Genomic DNA, 17,362 nt, shown 5'->3' on the forward strand with positions numbered 1-17,362 from the left:
CCTCGGGAGCCCGCGTGGGGATGACGACGGAGCGGATCACCATCAAGGGCGGTCGGCCGCTGGTGGGGCGCATCGAGCTCAAGGGAGCGAAGAACCTCGTCACCAAGGCGATGGTCGCGGCGCTCCTCGGCGAGACCGCCTCCACCCTCCGCGACGTACCCGACATCAGCGACGTCCGCGTCGTGAAGGGCCTCCTCGAGGTGCACGGCGTCAAGGTGAAGCAGGGCGCCGAGGTCGGCGAGCTGATCCTCGACCCCTCGAACGTCGAGTCCGCGCACTTCGCCGACATCGACGCGCACGCCGGCTCCAGCCGCATCCCGATCCTCTTCTGCGGCCCGCTCCTGCACCGCCTGGGCGAGGCGTTCATCCCCGACCTCGGCGGCTGCCGCATCGGCGACCGCCCGATCGACTACCACCTCGAGGTCCTCCGCAACTTCGGCGCGGTGATCGAGAAGCTTCCCTCCGGGATCCGGATGTCGGCCCCCGAGGGCCTCCACGGCGCCAAGGTGTCGCTGCCCTACCCGAGCGTCGGAGCGACCGAGCAGGTCCTTCTGACCGCGGTGCGCGCCTCCGGCATCACCGAGCTCTCGGGCGCGGCGATCGAGCCCGAGATCATGGACCTGATCAACATCCTGCAGAAGATGGGCGCCATCATCTCGGTCGACACCGACCGCGTGATCCGCATCGAGGGCGTGGACCGGCTCACCGGCTACTCCCACCGCGCGCTCTTCGACCGCAACGAGGCGGCCTCCTGGGCGGCCGCGGCCCTCGCGACCGACGGCGACATCTTCGTCGGCGGCGCCCGCCAGCAGGAGATGACCACCTTCCTCAACGTCTTCCGCAAGGTCGGCGGCGCGTTCGAGATCGCCGAGGACGGCATCCGCTTCTACCACCCGGGCGGCGAGCTCAAGCCGGTCATCATCGAGACCGACGTGCACCCCGGCTTCATGACCGACTGGCAGCAGCCGCTGGTCGTGGCGCTCACGAAGGCCAAGGGCGTCTCGATCGTGCACGAGACCGTCTACGAGCAGCGCTTCGGCTTCGTCGACGCGCTCGTCGAGATGGGCGCGACCATCCAGATCCACCGCGAGTGCCTCGGCGGGCAGGCCTGCCGCTTCGGGCAGCGCAACTTCATGCACTCGGCCGTGATCTCGGGACCCTCGAAGCTGCACGGCGCCGACATCGTCGTGCCGGATCTGCGCGGCGGCTTCTCGCACCTGATCGCGGCGCTCTCGGCCGAGGGCACCTCGACGGTCTCGAACGTCGGCATCATCAGCCGCGGCTACGAGAACTTCCTCACCAAGCTCGAGCTGCTGGGCGCCGACTTCTCGCTCGACGCGTAGCCGCCCACCGGGACCCCGGTGCCGCGGAGGACGACCGTCCTCAGCGGCCCGGGGTCCTGTCGCGTCCGGGCGCGCCCCACGCGGGCGGTTCCGCGTCCTCCTCCAGGCGTCCCCGGATCCGCTTCTCGAGGAGCGCGAGCGTCGTCTCCGGCGCGGGCCGGAGGCCCAGCGGTCCGGGCGACTCGGCCAGGACCAGCGTGAGGCGTCCGCGCCGCGTGCCGGCCAGGACGACCTCGAGGGCCTCGCGCGGACGCAGGCCCACCAGCACCCACCGCCGCTCCAGCCGCGCGATCCGCGCCCAGGGCACGACGACGCCCCAGTCGCCGAAGGAGACGGTCAGTCCCCGGCGGCGCGGCACGACCACCGCGTAGGGCCGCAGCGTCGGCAGCGGGAACCGCGGCTCGACACGACGGAGGCCCGCTCCGAGCCGGCCGCGTCCGAGGACCGCGACGCCGCCGGTCGCCTCCGCCTCGACGTGGGCGAGCGGTGCCACCGCCACGCGCCAGAGGGCGTCGACCCCGCCGATCACGAGGGCGACTGACGCCGAGCCGCCGACGAGGACCGCGAGCGTCAGCAGGAGGCCGTCGCCGAGCGCGGCCGCATCGCGTTCGGCCTGCGTGGCGAGCAGCACGACTCCCCACACGATCAGGAGCACCAGGCCGGACAGCGCGATCGGCGAGTCGGCGAGGCGGCCGAGGGCCCTGCCGACGGCGTCCCACGGCGACGGGCGGCGACGCGGACGGGGCATGCCGGTACCGTACCCGGCGGCCGGGCCGCTCCTCCCACCGCGGGGCCCCGCTGCTCCCGGGCGTGGGGACGCGGCCCCTCCGATGCGGGATGCGAGGATGGGCGGGTGTCTGAGCGAAGCCGTCCGTCCATCTTCTGGTTCCTCGCGGCGGCGGTGATCCCCGTGATGACCGCCTCGGTCGACCTGCGGATCCGGAACGGCGACAGGATCCCGAGCACCGGGGCCTTCGTGTTCGCGCCGAACCACTACAGCGAGATCGACCCGATCATCACGGGCTGGACCCTGTGGCGCGCCGGCCGCGCACCGCGCTTCCTCGCCAAGGCCTCGCTGTTCTCGGTGCCCGTGCTCGGCTCGATCCTGCGCGGCTCCGGGCAGATCCCCGTCGAGCGCTCGGGCTCGGTCCGCGGCAGCGAGCCGCTGAAGACCGCCAAGGCTCTCGTGGACGAGGGCCGCTCGGTCATCATCTACCCCGAGGGCACCCTCACCCGCGACCCCGAGCTCTGGCCGATGCGCGGCAAGACGGGAGCGGTGCGGATGGCGCTGCAGTACGGCCTGCCCGTCGTCCCGGTCGCGCACTGGGGCGCGCAGCAGCTGATGGGCCGCTACTCCAAGCGGATCACCCTCTTCCGCCGCAAGCGCGTCGACGTGATCGTCGGCGACCCCGTCGACCTGTCCGCCTTCCGCGGACGCAGCCTCGACTCCGCCACACTCAACGAGGCCTCCGCGGTCGTGATGGCGGCGATCACCGCCCTGCTCGAGGAGCTGCGCGGCGAGGCGGCGCCCGAGAAGCGCTGGAACCCCTCCGAGCACAACCAGAAGGGCACGGGTCGCTTTGAGTCCGAGCAGTAGGAAGGCGCCCATCCCCGTGCCCCGCCGCGTCGCCGTCCTCGGCGCCGGCAGCTGGGGCACCACCTTCGCGAAGATCCTCGCCGACGGCGGCTCCGACGTCGTGATGTGGGCGCGCCGCGCCGAGCTGGCCCGCGAGATCACCGAGGCCAAGCGCAACAGCGACTACCTCCCCGGCATCAACCTCCCGCGCAACATCCGGGCCACGCCGCGCATCGAGGAGGCGCTGGAGGGCGCGGACCACGTCTACCTCTCCATCCCGTCGCAGTCGCTGCGGAGCAACCTCGAGGCGATCACGCCGTTCCTCACCGAGCGCACGGTGCTGGTGAGCCTGATGAAGGGCGTCGAGAAGGGCACCGGCCAGCGGATGAGCGAGGTGATCGCGCAGATGCTGCCGGTCGCTCCCGACCGGATCGCCGTCGCCTCCGGGCCCAACCTCGCCCTCGAGATCGCCAAGGAGCAGCCGACCGCGGCGGTCATCGCCTCCGAGAGCCTCGTCACCGCGCAGGAGGTGGCCCTCGCGGCGACCAACCGCTACTTCCGCTCCTACGTCAACACCGACGTGATCGGCACCGAGTTCGGCGGCGTGCTGAAGAACCTCATCGCCGTGGCGATCGGCATCGTCGACGGCGTCGGCTACGGCGAGAACACGAAGGCGTCGATCATCACGCGCGGTCTCGCCGAGATGACCGACTTCGCGGTCGCGTACGGCGGACGGGCCGAGACGATGGCCGGACTCGCGGGGCTCGGCGACCTCATCGCGACGTCGAGCTCGTCCCTCTCGCGCAACAACACGGCCGGGCGCCTGCTCGGCCAGGGCTACAGCTTCACCGACGTGGTGAAGTCGATGCAGCAGACGGCGGAGGGGCTCGCCTCCGTCGCGCCGGTCCTCGAGCTGGCGCGCGCCAGGGGAGTCGACATGCCCATCGTCGAGCAGGTGTCGCAGGTGCTCGCCGGTACGCTCGATCCGAAGGACATCGCGCCGCACCTGACCACGGATTCGGACGAGCCACAGGGTGAGAGGAACCTCGATGACCAGCAAGCTCCGCGTGGCCGTTCTGTTCGGGGGGCGCTCCAGCGAGCACTCGATCAGCTGCGCAACGGCGGCCGGGGTGCTGCGGGCGATCGACCGTGACCGCTTCGAGGTGATCCCCGTCGGGATCACCTCCGACGGCGCCTTCGTGCTCGAGGAGGACCGTCCCGAGAAGTTCGCTCTCGACGCCGCGTCGCTGCCCCGCGTCGAGGACGACGGCTCCCGTGTGCGCTGGCCGGAGTCGGCCCTCTCGCGTGAGCTCACCGTGACGACCGAGGACGGCGCGACCCGCTCGCTCGGCGAGGTCGACGTGGTGCTGCCGATCCTGCACGGCCCGTGGGGCGAGGACGGCACCGTCCAGGGGATGCTCGAGCTCGTCGGGCTGCCCTACGTCGGCTCGGGCGTGCTCGCGTCGGCTCTCGGCATGGACAAGCACTTCACCAAGACGGTGCTGCGGGCCGCGGGCCTCGCGGTGGCGCCCTGGTACCTCGTGACCGAGGCGGAGTGGCGCGCCGACCCGGGCGACGCCTCCTCGGCCCTCGACGAGCTGGGCCTGCCCGCGTTCGTGAAGCCGGCGAGGGCCGGCTCGAGCGTGGGCGTCAGCCGGATCGACGAGCGCGAGCAGCTCGAGGCCGCGCTGGAGGAGGCGTTCGCGCACGACTCGCGGGTGCTGATCGAGTCGGGCATCGTCGGCCGCGAGGTCGAGATCGGCGTGCTCGGCGGCCGCCGCGGTGCTCCGGCCCGCGCCTCCGTCGCCGGCGAGGTGGTCGTCTCCGGCCGCGGCTTCTACGACTTCGAGGCGAAGTACCTCGGGGCGTCCGGCATCGAGCTGGTCTGCCCGGCCGACCTGACCGACGGCGAGCTCTCCGAGATGCGGTCCCTCGCGATCCGCGCCTTCGACGCGATCGGAGCCGAGGGCCTCGCCCGGGTCGACTTCTTCCTCACCGCCGACGGCTTCGTCGTCAACGAGATCAACACCATGCCCGGCTTCACGCCGGTCTCGATGTTCCCGCGCATGTGGGGCGCGAGCGGCGTGGACTACCCGGACCTGATCAGCGAGCTGCTCGACTCGGCGCTCGACCGCGTCCCGGTCGCCGCCCGATGACGTCGGCGCTCGCGCTCCGCGTCGAGGCGGGCGCGGGCGCGGCGCCCTTCGAGCAGATCCGCGAGCAGATCACCGCTCTGATCGCCGCGGGCGAGCTGCCGGTCGGCACGCGGCTGCCGCCGGTGCGCGCGCTGGCCGAGACGCTGGGCGTCGCCGCGGGGACGGTCGCCCGCTCCTACCGGGAGCTGGAGTCGGCGGGCCTGGTCGAGACGCGCGGCCGGGCGGGCACGGTCGTCGCGGGAGGCGTGGATGCGCTGGAGCGTGAGCTGCAGGCTGCGGCCGCCGTGTTCGCGTCGCGCGCGCGTGAGCTGGGGGCGACCGCCGATGGTGCGCTCACCGCAGCGAGTCGAGCCCTCGGCGTCTGACCGCTGAGACTCAGCCGGTGGGCGTGTCCGTCGGATCGAGGGTGTCGGCGTCCGAGACGTCGGTGCACTCGCGCGTCTGCGGGACGTAGGAGACGGCGTTCGCCAGGTCGAGCGCGGCGGAGGATCCGGACGCGCGGCTCTGGTCGACGGTGATCTCCACCGCGGGATCGCGACCGTAGGTGGTCAGCGTGTAGATGTCCTCGTCCTTCTGCGTCTCGTCGATGATCCAGTCGACTCCGCTGACGTTCACGCAGAGGTCCGTCGTCGGGCCGGGCACCTCGACTCCGCAGTGGAGGATGACGGCGGCCGGGGTGCCCCAGGCGGCGGTGCCCTGAGCGTTCGTCTCGCGCTCGGGCTGCTCCGCGACCACGTCGGGCAGGCGCACCGAGACCTCGGCGCAGCCGGTGCTCGTCGCATCGGCGGCGGGCTCGAGTGCGACGGTGGCCGAGCAGCCCGAGAGCAGCAGGACGGCGGCGGCGGCGAGGAGGGGGGAGCGGAGTCGGCGGGGGGACATCGCCGTCAACGCTAGCGTGTGAACCATGGCAGAGGATCGGAGTCCCACCCTGGCCGAGCTCAGCGAGGGCGAGGTGCTCGCGAGGGTGCTGGCCCGGCTCGGCGGCCCGGGCGCGGAGACCCTGGTCGGGCCCGGCGACGACTGCGCGGTGCTGCGGGCTCCCGACGGCCGCTTCGTGGTGACCACGGACATGATGGTGCACGGCCCCGACTTCCGGCTGGCCTGGTCGAGCCCGGCGGACCTGGGCTGGAAGGCGGCGGCCTCGAACCTCGCCGACGTCGCGGCGATGGGGGCCCGTCCCACCGGGCTCGTCGTCGCGCTCGCGGCGCCCCAGTCGCTGGGCGTCGACGTGCTGGAGGGGATCGCGGGCGGACTCGCCGCCGGCTGCGCCGCGATGGCGCCGGGATGCGGAGTCGTCGGGGGAGACCTGTCCGCCTCCGCGACACTGACGCTCTCGATCACGGCGTTCGGCTCGCTCGACGGACGACCGCCGGTGCTCCGCAGCGGTGCGAGGCCGGGGGACGTGCTCGCCGTGGCCGGACCGCTGGGACGAGCGGGGCTCGGGCTGCGCCTGCTGTTCGAGCAGGCGCGGCGGGACGGGGAGCCGTCGGCCGACCTCGCCGACCGGCTCCGCGAGCGGCATCCGTCCCTCCTCGAGGCGCAGCTGCGCCCGACCGCGCCGATCTCCGCGGGCGAGGCCGCGGGCGGGACCGCCACCGCGATGATGGACGTCTCGGACGGCGTGGTGCTCGACGCCCGTCGGATGGCGCGTGCGAGCGGAGTGGCGATCGACCTCGATGCCGCGGCGGTCGACGTGCACGCGCGCGGGCTCACGGGGGTGGAGGGCGTGGACCTCGACCTGGCGAGGGCGCTGGTGCTGGGAGGTGGCGAGGACCACGCGATGCTCGCGTGCTTCCCGCCCGCCGCGGCGCTGCCGGAGGGCTTCGTCCCGCTCGGGGCCGTCCGCGAGGGGGACCCGGAGGTGCGACTGGGCGGGGTCGCGCTCGAGGGGCGCGGGGGCTGGGACCCGTACCTCGGCTGGGACGGCGCGGCGGGCTGAGGCCGGTCAGCCGGCCGCGGAGGAAGCGGGCGAGGCGGCCGGCGCGGGCGACGCAGGCGAAGCCCACCAGATGGTGGTCTCGCCGTAGTCCTTCCTCCGCTCCCGCTCCAGACCCGCGGGCCAGCGCGGCTCCGGGCTGCGGGAGCTCCGCTCCACGACGACCACCGCGTCCTCGCGCAGCAGTGGCAGCACGCCGGCGAGATCGGCGGCGAGGTCGTCCTCGCCGAGGTCGTAGGGCGGGTCGAGGAACACCGTGTCCGTGTTGAGGGCCGGGGACCCGTCGAGGAAGGAGCGGACCGAGCCGGTCACCACCTCGATCCGCGGGGCGGGCCGCTTGTTCTTGGCAGCCGCGGTCGCGATCGCCCGTGCGTTCTCGCCCGCGGTCCGGGCGGCCTTCGGGTCGCGCTCGACCAGGACGACCGCGCTCGCTCCGCGGCTGGCCGACTCGAGCCCGAGGGCGCCGGAGCCCGCGTAGAGGTCGACCACCGTCGCGCCGTCGAGGGCGTCCCGGGCCTCGAGGGCCGAGAAGACGGCCTCGCGCACGCGGTCGCTGGTGGGGCGGGTGCCCGCGCGCGGGACCCGGAGGGTGAGCGAGCCGGCGAATCCGGCGATGATCCTGGTCACCGGATCGAGCATAGGGCGGCACCCCTGCCCACGGCGTCCGGCGGCCGCCGCGCGCTCCCGCCTGGCGGCACACTGCGAACTCGCGGAACCTGGACCCTTTTCCCGTCAGGACTGCGAGAATCCGTAGCTATGACGTCGCTCGAAGACACCCGCTCCGCTGTCGGCCGCCGAGCGGCACCCGAGACGCCCCTGACCCGCGAGGAGTTCACGGCGCACTGCGGCGCCGTCCTCGGGAACCTCACCCGCGTGATCGACGGCAAGTCGGCCGAGGTCTCGATGGCGCTGACGGTGTTCCTCGCCGGTGGGCACCTCCTGATGGAGGATGTCCCCGGCACCGGCAAGACGGTCCTGGCGAAGTCGCTGGCGGCCTCGGTCGGCGGCAGCGTCGCGCGCATCCAGTTCACGCCCGACCTGCTCCCCTCCGACGTCACGGGGGTCTCGGTCTACAACCAGGCGACCCGCGACTTCGAGTTCAAGCCGGGCCCGGTCTTCGCGAACATCCTGATCGGCGACGAGATCAACCGGGCCTCGCCCAAGACGCAGTCGGCGCTGCTGGAGTGCATGGAGGAGCGCCAGGTCTCGGTCGACGGCACCACCCACCTCCTCCCGCGCCCCTTCGCCGTGATCGCGACGCAGAACCCGGTCGAGATGGAGGGCACCTACTCGCTGCCGGAGGCCCAGCGCGACCGCTTCATGGCCCGCCTCTCGCTCGGCTACCCCGATGAGCGCGCCGAGCTCGAGATGATCCGCACCCGCGACTCGGCCAGCCCGCTCGAGGAGCTGCGGCCCGTCGTGGGCCTCGCCGAGCTCGAGCGGATGATGGCCTACGTGCGCTCCGTGTACGTCGCACCGCCCGTGCAGGAGTACGTGGTGGCGATCATGCAGGCCACGCGGGTCGACCCCGAGCTGCGGCTCGGGGGGAGCCCGCGCGCCACGCTCCAGCTGATCGCCGCCGCGAAGGCGCTCGCCGCCCTCAGCGACCGCGACTTCGTGGTGCCGGACGACGTGGACGCGCTCGCCGTCCCCGTGCTCGGCCACCGCCTCCTGCCCGCCACCCGCCTCCCCGGCCGCTCCGGCGCCGGATCCTCGCACTCCGTCACAGAGATCGTGCAGCGCATCGTCGCGGCCACCCCCGTCCCCTTCGGCAACCGTGGCGACTGAGGCCCGCCCCGCCGAGACGCCGTCGTCCCGTCTCGGCGGTCTGCCCGCGCTCCGCGGGGTCGCGCTGACGCTGCGCGGCTGGGCGCTCGTTCTGCTGGGCGTCGCGGGAGTGGTGATCGCGCCGCTGTCGGAGTTCCGCGAGCTGCTGTTCGTCGGCCTGGTGCTGCTGGGCCTGCCCCTGGGCGCGCTCGTCTCCCTGCTCCTGGCGCCGGCGTCGTTCCGGGTGCAGCGCCGCTTCGCTCCCCAGACCGTCGCGGCCGGCGACGTGGTGGAGGTCGACGTGCTGCTCGAGAACCGCGGCCGCGCCGTCCGGAGCGGGGCCCGCGCCCACGACCGGCTCGAGCGCGTGGAGCGCGGGGTCGTCGTCGGCCGCCCGGTCGCCGAGGGCGTCTTCGGGCTGCCGGGCGTCCCTTCGGGCGGCCGCGTGCGCGCCCGCTACCGTCTGCCCGCCGAGCGGCGCGGGATCCACCGCATCGGCCCGCTGCGCCTGGTGCGCGGCGACGGCCTCGGGCTCGCGCTCCGCGAGAGCGTCGTGGGGGCTGCGCAGCCGTTCGTCGTGACTCCGCGGGTCGTGCCCCTCCAGAGCGACGTCCTGGACGCGCACGGAGCAGGCGGATCGAGCCCGGTCGCGCACGCGACGGCCGGCGCCGGCACGGACGACGTGATCCCGCGCGACTACCGCCCGGGGGACGCCATGCGCCGGGTGCACTGGCGGGCGAGCGCCCGCTCCGGCGAGCTCATGGTCCGCCAGGACGAGCAGAACACCGATCCGCACGCGTGGATCCTCCTCGAGACCCGGGCCGAGCGCGTGCTGGAGCGGCGCGGCGACGATCGGCTCGAATGGGCGGTGTCGATGACGGCCTCCCTCGCCGTGCACCTGCTCGACCGCGGCTTCGAGACCCACCTCGTCGAGACGGGTGCGGACGGCGAGCCGGAGCACTCGGAGGACGAGCGCGAGGTGGCCCACGACGTGCTGCTGCGCCTGGCCGAGCTGGCGCCCTCGCGCGACTCGGTCGACGCGGTGACCCGGATCTCGGCCGACATGCGCGACACCGGGGGAGTGCGACCGGTCTTCGCCGTGCTCACCCGACTCCTCGAGTCGGACCTCGACGCCCTCGGCTCCCTGGCCGCGCAGTCGCGTCCCGCGATCGCCTTCGTCGTCGCCGGCACCGCCGAGGAGGAGGCGGCTCTCGCCTCGCTCGGCTGGTACGCGGTGTCCGTCGACCCGAGCGCCTCCGTCGAGGAGGCGTGGGCGCAGGCTCTCGCTCTGCGGGTGGTGGCGTGAGCCGCCGCGTCGAGAGCGATCCGCGCGCCGGGTCGGCTCCTCTGAGCGGTCTGCTCTTCCTCGCGATCACTGCCGCCGCCGCCGGGATCGGCCGGCTCCTCGTCGGCGTCGACTGGCTGGTGCTCCTCGCGAGCGCGGTCGCCGTGGTGCTCGGCGTCCCGGCCGCCGCCCGGGCTCTGCGCGTGCACCCCGTCGTCCCGCCGATCCTCGGCACGCTGACGATGGTCGGCGTGCTGACCGCGATGTTCGTGCCCGGCCGGGCCCTGCTGTTCGTGATCCCCACGCCCGGCGCCGTCGCGCAGGCGGAGGCGCTCGCGCAGGGCGGCTTCCAGTCCATCGCGCAGCAGGGGCTCCCGGCGGTCGCCGACGACGGCATCTCGTTCCTCCTGATCGGCGGGGTGGTCGTGCTCGCCTGGGCGGCCGACCTGTTCGCCTTCTCCGTCCGCCTCCCCGCCCTGGCCGGTCTGTTCCCCGCGGCGCTGCTCGCGGTGCCGGCGATCGTGGACCCCTCCGAGGTGTCCTGGGCGAGCCTCGTCGTCACTGCGCTCGCCTACGCGGGCGTGCTCGCCGCCACGGCCGCCCCCCGCCGCCCGAGCGGCCCGAGCGCGGCCTCGGCCGTGCTGCCCGCCTTCGCGGCCGTGACCGTCGTCGTCCTGGGCGCGGGAGTCGTCGCCGGGTCGGCGGCAGGCTACGCGCGCACCACCGCCCCCTCGGGCGTCTCCGGCAGCCTCTTCAACGGCGCGATCGACCCGGTGGTCGCTCTCGGCGCGGACCTGCGCCGCCCGAACCCCGTGACCGTGCTGCGCTACGCCACCGACTCCGACCTGCCCGTCTACCTCCGCGTGCTGACCGTCTCGGACTTCGACGGTGACGACTGGGCGCCGAGCGACACGGAGCAGACCGCTCCGATCGACGCGCCGATCGCGCCCGAGGGGCTCTCCGAGAGCGTGCCGCGCGAGGCGGAGGAGGTCGACGTCTCGGTGGAGACGCTGCGGAGCCAGTGGCTCCCCGTGCCGTATCCGGTCTCGTCGCTGACGGGCGTCGGCGACGGCTGGCTCCAGGACGTGCAGGACGGCTCCATCCGCGGCGACGCGACGACCCGCTCCGGAGACGACTACCAGGTGCAGGCGCTGCGGCTCGAGCCCGACCCGCAGCAGCTGCTCGCCGCTCCCGCGCCGTCCGGCGTCGACCGGTACCTCTCGCTCCCCGACGACGTGCCCGAGATCGTCCGCACCACCGCCGAGGAGGTCACGGCCGAGGCTCCGACCGCCTACGACCGGGCGCGCGCGCTGCAGACGTACTTCCGCTCGTCCGAGTTCCGCTACTCCGAGGACACCCCCGCGGAGGAGGGCTACGACGGCGACGGAGTCGGCGTGCTCGCGGCGTTCCTGACGACGAAGGAGGGCTACTGCGTCCACTTCGCCTCGGCGATGGCGGTGATGGCGCGCGAGCTCGGGATCCCGTCGCGGCTCGCCATCGGCTACCAGCCCGGCTCCGTCGTGCCCTCCGGCGGCAGCGACCTGACCACCTACCGCGTCCTCTCCTCCGACCTGCACGCCTGGCCCGAGCTGTACTTCGAGGGGGTCGGCTGGCTGCCCTTCGAGCCGACGCCCAGCCGCGGCGCTCCGGCCTCGTACACCCTGCCGAGCGCGACGGCGTCCTCGGGCCCCACCGCCCCGGGCTCGACCGCGACCACCGCGCCCGGTGCGACCAGCGCTCCCGCCGCGACACCCACTCCGACGGCCGCGTCGGCGACGCCGACCCCCGGTGCCGTCGGCGCCTCGAGCACCACGGCGGCTCCCGCGGCCACGCTCTGGGTGCTGCTCCTGCTGCTCGTGCTCGTCCCCTGGCTGATGCGCGCCGTCCAGCGCGCGCTGCGGCGCCGGTCCGCGCGCTCCGGCTCCGTCGAGGCCGCGTGGGCCGAGCTGCTGGCGACCGCCCGCGACCTGGGCGTCCCCGTGGAGGACACGGAGTCTCCGCGCGCGCAGGAGGCCCGCATGGCTCCCGCCCTCGACCCCGGAGCGGCGGCACGTCTGCAGGGGCTCCGGGAGCGCGTCGAGCGCCGGCGCTACTCGCCGTCCGCGAGCGAGTCGGAGGCGTGGGACGACGCGACCACCGTGGCCGCCGCGCTCCGCGGCTCCGCGAGTGCCGGTCGTCGGGTGCTCGCGTCGGTCGTGCCCCGCTCGGCGCTGGACCCGGTCGCCCGGCTCGCGCGTCCGAGGTCCGACCTATGATCGCTAGGTGATCCCGGACCCCCTCGACGCCTCGCTCGCGCCGCTGATCGGGCCGCGCACGGCGACCGCGGTCGAGAAGGCCTTCGGGTACCGCACGGTCGGCGAGCTCCTGGGCCACTACCCGCGCCGCTACGCGAAGCGGGGCGAGCTGACGGCGCTCTCGCGTCTCCCCGTGGGAGAGAGCGTGACGATCGTGGCGGAGGTGCGCGAGGTGCGCGAGCGGCCGATGCGCAACCGGCGCGGCACCCTGCTCGAGGTCGTCATCTCGGACGGCTCGGGCACGCTCTCGCTGACGTTCTTCGGACAGCCCTGGCGCGCGGCGAAGCTCCACCGCGGCGTGCGCGGGATCTTCGCGGGCACGGTCTCGATGTTCCGCGACACCCCGCAGCTCACGCATCCCGACTACCGCCTGTTCGACGACGAGGAGGCCGCCGCGACGGAGACGGGAGGCGGTGAGCTCGCGAAGGACTGGGCCGAGCGGCCGATCCCGATCTACCCGGCGACCAGCGCGATCTCGAGCTGGCAGCTCCAGGCCGCGATCGGCGTGCTGCTGGACGGCTTGCGCGACGTGCCCGACCCGATGCCCGAGCAGGTGCGCGCCGGCCGCTCGCTGCTGGGCCTCGGCGAGGCGCTGGAGCTGATCCACCGCCCGCAGCGGGAGGGCGAGGAGGCGCAGGCGCGAGAGACGCTGCGCTTCCACGAGGCGTTCCTCCTGCAGCTCGCCCTGCTCGAGCGCCGGGCCTCGGCGCGCAGCAGCCCCGCGACCGCCCGCGTGCCCGGCCCCGGCGGGCTGCTCGAGCGCTTCGACGCCGCGCTGCCCTTCGCCCTCACCGGCGACCAGACCGCGGTGGGGCACGAGATCGCCGCCGACCTGGCCGCCGAGAGCCCGATGACCCGGCTTGTGCAGGGCGAGGTCGGCTCCGGCAAGACCCTCGTCGCGCTCCGGGCGATGCTCGCCACGGCCGAGAGCGGCGGGCAGGCGGCGCTGCTCGCTCCCACCGAGGTGCTCGCGGGGCAGCACCTCCGCTCGATCGCGAGGACCCTCGGCCCGGAGCTCGCGGCCGAGCTGGTGCCGACCCTCCTCACCGGCGGGCTGGGGGCGGCGCAGCGCCGCGCGGCCCTCCTCCGGATCGTCTCGGGCACGGCGAAGATCGTCGTCGGCACGCACGCCCTCCTCGGCGACGCGGTCTCCTTCTACGACCTGGGCCTCGTCGTGATCGACGAGCAGCACCGCTTCGGCGTGGACCAGCGGGACGCCCTGCGCCGGAAGGGCGCCACCCCGCCGCACGTGCTGGTGCTGACGGCCACGCCCATCCCGCGGACCGTCGCCATGACGGTCTTCGGCGATCTCGACACCTCGACCATCCGCGAGCTGCCCGCCGGGCGCCCCGGCATCACGAGCCACGTGGTCCCGCTCGCCGACCACCCCGCGTGGATCGCGCGGGCGTGGGAGCGCGCCGAGGAGGAGATCCGCTCGGGCCACCAGGTCTACCTCGTCTGCCCGGCGATCGAGCCGGGGGAGCCCGCCGAGGGCGCGCAGCCGCCCGAGGAGGACGCCGCCGCGCCGCTCACGACCGTCGCGGCCACGCTGGAGGGCGTGCGCGCGCATCCGCTGCTCGGGAAGCGGCGGTCGGCCGCGCTGCACGGGCGGATGACGACGGAGGAGAAGGACGCCGTGATGCGCTCCTTCGCCGCGGGGGAGATCGACGTCCTGGTGTCGACGACGGTCATCGAGGTCGGCGTGGACGTGCCGAACGCCTCGATGATGGTCGTGCTCGACGCGGAGCGGTTCGGGGTCTCGCAGCTGCACCAGCTCCGCGGGCGCATCGGGCGCGGCGGCGTCGCGGGGGTGTGCCTGTTCGTGACGGCGGCGGAGGCGGGGACGGTCGCGCGCGAGCGGGTGGAGGCGGTCGCCGCGACGCTCGACGGCTTCGCGCTCGCCGAGGTCGACCTCGAGCTGCGCCGCGAGGGCGACGTGCTGGGCGACTCGCAGTCCGGCGGGCGCTCGTCGCTCCGCCTGCTGCGGGTGGTGCAGGACGCCGACGTGATCGTGGAGGCGCGGGCGCTGGCCGAACGGCTCCTCGCGGAGGACCCGTCGCTCGCCGCGCACGACCGGCTCCGTGCCGCGCTCGAGCGCCGCGTGCAGGACCGCGACCGGGAGTTCCTCGCCAAGAGCTAGGCGGTGCCCGCCCGCTACTCTGTCGGCATGGCCCGCATCGCCGTCGTCCCCGGCTCCTTCGACCCCGTGACCCTCGGTCATCTCGACGTGATCGAGCGGGCCGCGCGCCTGGTCGACGAGCTGCACGTCGTGGTGGTGCACAACCCCGCCAAGACGGCGCTGCTGCCGATCGCCCAGCGCGTCTCGCTCATCGAGCAGTCGATCGCGGAGGCGGGGGTCGAGGGGCGGATCGTCGTCGCCTCGTGGAGCATGGGCCTGCTCGTCGACTACTGCACCGACGTCGGCGCGAGCATCCTGGTGAAGGGCATCCGCTCGCAGGTCGACGTGGCGTACGAGACCCCCATGGCGATCGTGAACCGCAACCTCGCGCACGTCGAGACGGTGTTCCTGCTGCCCGACCCCGCGCACGCCCACGTGTCGAGCTCGCTGGTGCGGCAGGTCTCCTCCCTCGGCGGCGACGTCGCCCCCTACGTGCCGCCCGCGGTCGCCGCGTACCTCGCCGCCGGCTGAGGCGCCGCCGATCGCCTGCCCGGGCGATCTCGGGCCGTGGACCCGTGCGCCCGCGGCAGCCGGGAGAATGGACCGGTGAGCGAGACGCGCGTGCAGGCCTGGGCCCTCGACGGCATCCCGGAGGTGACTCCCGGTGACGACCTGCTCGAGCTGATCCTCGCGGCCGTCGCCGCCGCCGCCGAGGAGGACCGGCCCGCGGACGGCGACATCCTCGTGGTCACGAGCAAGATCGTCTCGAAGGCGGAGGGGCGCGTCGTCGCCGCGACCGACCGCGAGGACGCGATCACGGCCGAGACCGTCCGCGTCGTCGCCACCCGGGCGCACGGGTCCGGCGTCACCCGCATCGTGGAGAACCGCCTCGGGATCGTGCAGGCGGCGGCCGGAGTCGACGCCAGCAACGTCGCGGAGGGGACGGTCCTCCTCCTCCCCGTCGACCCGGACGTCTCGGCGCGGGCCCTCTGCGCGGGTCTCCGGGAGCGGCTCGGCGTGGAGGTGGGTGTGCTCGTCAGCGACACCCTGGGCCGCGCGTGGCGGGTCGGACAGACCGACGCGGCCATCGGAGCCGCGGGCGTCCTCGTGATCGACGACCTCCGCGGCGGGGTCGACGCCCTGGGGCGCACGCTCGGAGTGACCATGCCGGCCGTGGCGGACGAGATCGCCGCGCTCGGCGACCTGGTGAAGGGCAAGGCGAGCGGACGCCCCGTCGCCGTCGTCCGCGGGCTCGCCCGCCTGGTGACGGGGGTCGAGAGCCCGGGTGCCCGCACGCTGACCCGCACGGGCCCCGACGACATGTTCCGCCTCGGCGCCGACGAGGCCTTCGCCGAGGGCTTCGCGGCCGGAGCAGCCTCGCGCGAGGAGCGCGCGTGACCGGCTGGAGCGCGGTCGTCGTGTTCAAGGGCCGCGGCGGCTCGAAGACGCGCCTCGACGTGCCGGGCCGCGCGGCGCTGGCCGAGGCGTTCCTCCTGGACACGCTCGCCGCCGTGGCCGCCGCGGAGCCGGTGGCGAGCCTTCTCCTGGTCACCTCCGACGCCGGTGCGGCCGACCGCGCACGGGCGGAGCACCCGCAGCTGGTGGTGGTGCCCGACCCGGGGACCCTCGACGCCGCCGTGTCCGGGGGAGCCGAGGCCGCCCTCCACCGCCGGCCGGGCGCCCCGGTGATCGTGCTGACCGGGGACCTGCCCGCCCTGCTGCCGTCGGACCTCTCCGAGGCGCTCGCGACGCGGTCGCTCCCGGCCGTCGTCCCGGACCGCGAGGGGAGCGGCACCACGGCGCTCCTGCTGGCGGCCGGAGCCCTCGTCGCTCCGGCGTTCGGCCCGGGCTCTCTGGCCCGGCACCGCGACGCGGGCTGCGCCGTCGTCGTGCTGCCAGGCTCGTCGACGCTGAGGCTGGACGTCGACACGCTCGCCGATCTCGGAGACGCGGAGGAGGCCGGCGTCGGCCCGCACACCTCCCGCGCGCTGGCCGCAGCGGCCTGACGCGTAGGGAGTCCGAGCCGCGGACGCGATCAGCCGGCGAGCAGCCCCGCCTCGAACGCCGCCGTCAGGCCCGCGTCGATCGCGAGCGGTGCGCCGTCGACCGAGCGGACGGGGATCGCCCGCCGGGTGCTCGACACCAGCCACGCCGCATCCGCACCGGTGAGCGCCGTGACCGGCAGCTCGCGGCGCGACGACGCGAGCCCGCGGCGCTCGCCCAGCGCGAGGACCCGCTCGACCGTCGTGCCGGCGAGCACGCTGCCCGAGAGCGGCGTCGCGAGCACCCCGTCGCCGAGGAGCACCAGGCTCGACGTCGCCCCCTCGAGGAGAAGCCCGTCGCTCGTGCGCCAGACCACGTCGTCCGCGCCCCGGGACGCCGCCTCGCGCAGCGCCGCCCGGGTGACGGCGCCCGAGGTGGTCTTGACGCCCGGGAGCAGCCACGGCGCGAGCGGACCGCTCGCGTACCCGCGGTCCAGCACGACGACGGCCGCGCCCGTCTCCCGGAGAGCGCTCGAGTCGGGAGTCGGAGCCGCGCGCACGGTGCACCGGGCGGAGTCGCCCGACCCGTGGGCGGCGATGAAGCGGACCGTCAGGTCGTCGACCCGATCGTGCTCCGCCACGGCGAGGTCGACCGCTCGGGACCAGAGGGGCGCCTCCGGGATCGTCAGCCCGACGGCCCGGGCCGATCCGGCCAGCCTCTCGAGGTGCTCGCCGAGCGCACGGGGACGTCCGTCGAGGACCGCGACGGTCTCGAAGACCCCGTCGCCGCGGAGGTAGCCCGCCTCGTCGACGCGGACGAGCGGACCCTCCGGGTCGCGGAGGACGACGGCGCCGGAGGTGATCTCGACCAGGACGGGGGTGCTCATCCGCCCATCCTGCCCCC

The 17,362-nt window shown here is 74.7% G+C and carries 17 protein-coding genes; 13 read left to right on the plus strand and 4 right to left on the minus strand.

Annotated features, from left to right (window positions below):
• The first annotated feature begins 20 nt into the window (after nt 1–20).
• Nucleotides 21–1,343 carry a UDP-N-acetylglucosamine 1-carboxyvinyltransferase gene (gene murA / locus GTU71_RS03070; protein WP_167299052.1) on the plus strand — a complete coding sequence of 441 codons (1,323 nt, stop codon included), beginning with the start codon at nt 21–23 and terminating at the stop codon, nt 1,341–1,343.
• Between the two features lie 40 nt (nt 1,344–1,383).
• Here murA and GTU71_RS03075 read toward each other — a convergent pair whose 3' ends face one another.
• Nucleotides 1,384–2,091, minus strand: coding sequence for a hypothetical protein (locus tag GTU71_RS03075; RefSeq protein ID WP_159939290.1), 708 nt, complete (start codon nt 2,089–2,091; stop codon nt 1,384–1,386).
• 105 nt (nt 2,092–2,196) lie between these two features.
• Here GTU71_RS03075 and GTU71_RS03080 point away from each other — a divergent pair, with 105 nt between their 5' ends.
• Genes GTU71_RS03080 through GTU71_RS03095 form a run of 4 tightly spaced genes read left to right on the plus strand, consistent with a single transcriptional unit; the run spans nt 2,197 to nt 5,440 of the window.
• Nucleotides 2,197–2,940 (plus strand): lysophospholipid acyltransferase family protein, encoded by a 744-nt coding sequence (locus tag GTU71_RS03080; protein ID WP_244230623.1) that lies wholly within the window; start codon nt 2,197–2,199, stop codon nt 2,938–2,940.
• Nucleotides 2,941–2,956: 16 nt separating this feature from the next.
• Entirely contained in the window at nt 2,957–4,072 is a 1,116-nt protein-coding gene (locus tag GTU71_RS03085; RefSeq protein WP_208543607.1) for an NAD(P)H-dependent glycerol-3-phosphate dehydrogenase, read from the plus strand.
• Entirely contained in the window at nt 3,969–5,075 is a 1,107-nt protein-coding gene (locus GTU71_RS03090; RefSeq protein ID WP_104283463.1) for a D-alanine--D-alanine ligase family protein, read from the plus strand. The genes GTU71_RS03085 and GTU71_RS03090 overlap by 104 nt, the downstream gene beginning before the upstream one ends.
• Nucleotides 5,072–5,440 carry a GntR family transcriptional regulator gene (locus tag GTU71_RS03095; RefSeq protein WP_159939292.1) on the plus strand — a complete coding sequence of 123 codons (369 nt, stop codon included), beginning with the start codon at nt 5,072–5,074 and terminating at the stop codon, nt 5,438–5,440. Before GTU71_RS03090 ends, GTU71_RS03095 begins: the two co-directional genes overlap by 4 nt.
• 10 nt (nt 5,441–5,450) lie before the next feature.
• On the opposite strand, the gene GTU71_RS03100 is transcribed toward GTU71_RS03095, so the two are convergent.
• Nucleotides 5,451–5,954: a DUF3515 family protein gene (locus GTU71_RS03100; RefSeq protein WP_159939293.1), complete on the minus strand. Its 504-nt coding sequence runs from the start codon at nt 5,952–5,954 to the stop codon at nt 5,451–5,453.
• 25 nt (nt 5,955–5,979) lie between these two features.
• Between GTU71_RS03100 and thiL the strand changes: the two genes are divergently transcribed.
• The gene (thiL, locus tag GTU71_RS03105) at nt 5,980–7,014 is read left to right on the plus strand and encodes a thiamine-phosphate kinase (protein WP_104289004.1); all 1,035 of its coding nucleotides are present in this window, start codon (nt 5,980–5,982) and stop codon (nt 7,012–7,014) included.
• Nucleotides 7,015–7,020: 6 nt separating this feature from the next.
• Here the strand turns inward: thiL and GTU71_RS03110 are convergent, their stop codons facing one another.
• Nucleotides 7,021–7,638, minus strand: a complete 618-nt coding sequence (locus GTU71_RS03110; protein WP_104283473.1) for an RsmD family RNA methyltransferase — start codon at nt 7,636–7,638, stop codon at nt 7,021–7,023.
• A gap of 129 nt (nt 7,639–7,767) precedes the next feature.
• Between GTU71_RS03110 and GTU71_RS03115 the strand changes: the two genes are divergently transcribed.
• From GTU71_RS03115 to cofC, 7 genes are all read left to right on the plus strand, one after another.
• Complete coding sequence (locus GTU71_RS03115) at nt 7,768–8,799, plus strand: MoxR family ATPase (RefSeq protein ID WP_104225624.1); 1,032 nt, start codon at nt 7,768–7,770, stop codon at nt 8,797–8,799.
• Nucleotides 8,789–10,084 (plus strand): DUF58 domain-containing protein, encoded by a 1,296-nt coding sequence (locus tag GTU71_RS03120; protein WP_159939294.1) that lies wholly within the window; start codon nt 8,789–8,791, stop codon nt 10,082–10,084. The genes GTU71_RS03115 and GTU71_RS03120 overlap by 11 nt, the downstream gene beginning before the upstream one ends.
• Nucleotides 10,081–12,318, plus strand: a complete 2,238-nt coding sequence (locus GTU71_RS03125; RefSeq protein ID WP_159939295.1) for a DUF3488 and transglutaminase-like domain-containing protein — start codon at nt 10,081–10,083, stop codon at nt 12,316–12,318. The genes GTU71_RS03120 and GTU71_RS03125 overlap by 4 nt, the downstream gene beginning before the upstream one ends.
• A 10-nt stretch (nt 12,319–12,328) precedes the next feature.
• Entirely contained in the window at nt 12,329–14,497 is a 2,169-nt protein-coding gene (locus GTU71_RS03130) for an ATP-dependent DNA helicase RecG (RefSeq protein ID WP_104268532.1), read from the plus strand.
• Nucleotides 14,498–14,524: 27 nt separating this feature from the next.
• On the plus strand, nt 14,525–15,007 hold the full coding sequence (coaD, locus tag GTU71_RS03135) for a pantetheine-phosphate adenylyltransferase (RefSeq protein WP_104223138.1): 483 nt from the start codon (nt 14,525–14,527) through the stop codon (nt 15,005–15,007).
• Nucleotides 15,008–15,082: 75 nt separating this feature from the next.
• The gene (gene cofE / locus GTU71_RS03140) at nt 15,083–15,874 is read left to right on the plus strand and encodes a coenzyme F420-0:L-glutamate ligase (RefSeq protein ID WP_244230624.1); all 792 of its coding nucleotides are present in this window, start codon (nt 15,083–15,085) and stop codon (nt 15,872–15,874) included.
• Nucleotides 15,871–16,482 carry a 2-phospho-L-lactate guanylyltransferase gene (gene cofC, locus GTU71_RS03145; protein WP_104225626.1) on the plus strand — a complete coding sequence of 204 codons (612 nt, stop codon included), beginning with the start codon at nt 15,871–15,873 and terminating at the stop codon, nt 16,480–16,482. The genes cofE and cofC overlap by 4 nt, the downstream gene beginning before the upstream one ends.
• A gap of 29 nt (nt 16,483–16,511) precedes the next feature.
• On the opposite strand, the gene GTU71_RS03150 is transcribed toward cofC, so the two are convergent.
• On the minus strand, nt 16,512–17,345 hold the full coding sequence (locus GTU71_RS03150; protein ID WP_159939296.1) for an aminotransferase class IV: 834 nt from the start codon (nt 17,343–17,345) through the stop codon (nt 16,512–16,514).
• Between the last annotated feature and the right edge of the window lie 17 nt (nt 17,346–17,362).

It is taken from the genome of Rathayibacter sp. VKM Ac-2762, from assembly GCF_009866585.1.
Lineage (GTDB): Bacteria > Actinomycetota > Actinomycetes > Actinomycetales > Microbacteriaceae > Rathayibacter.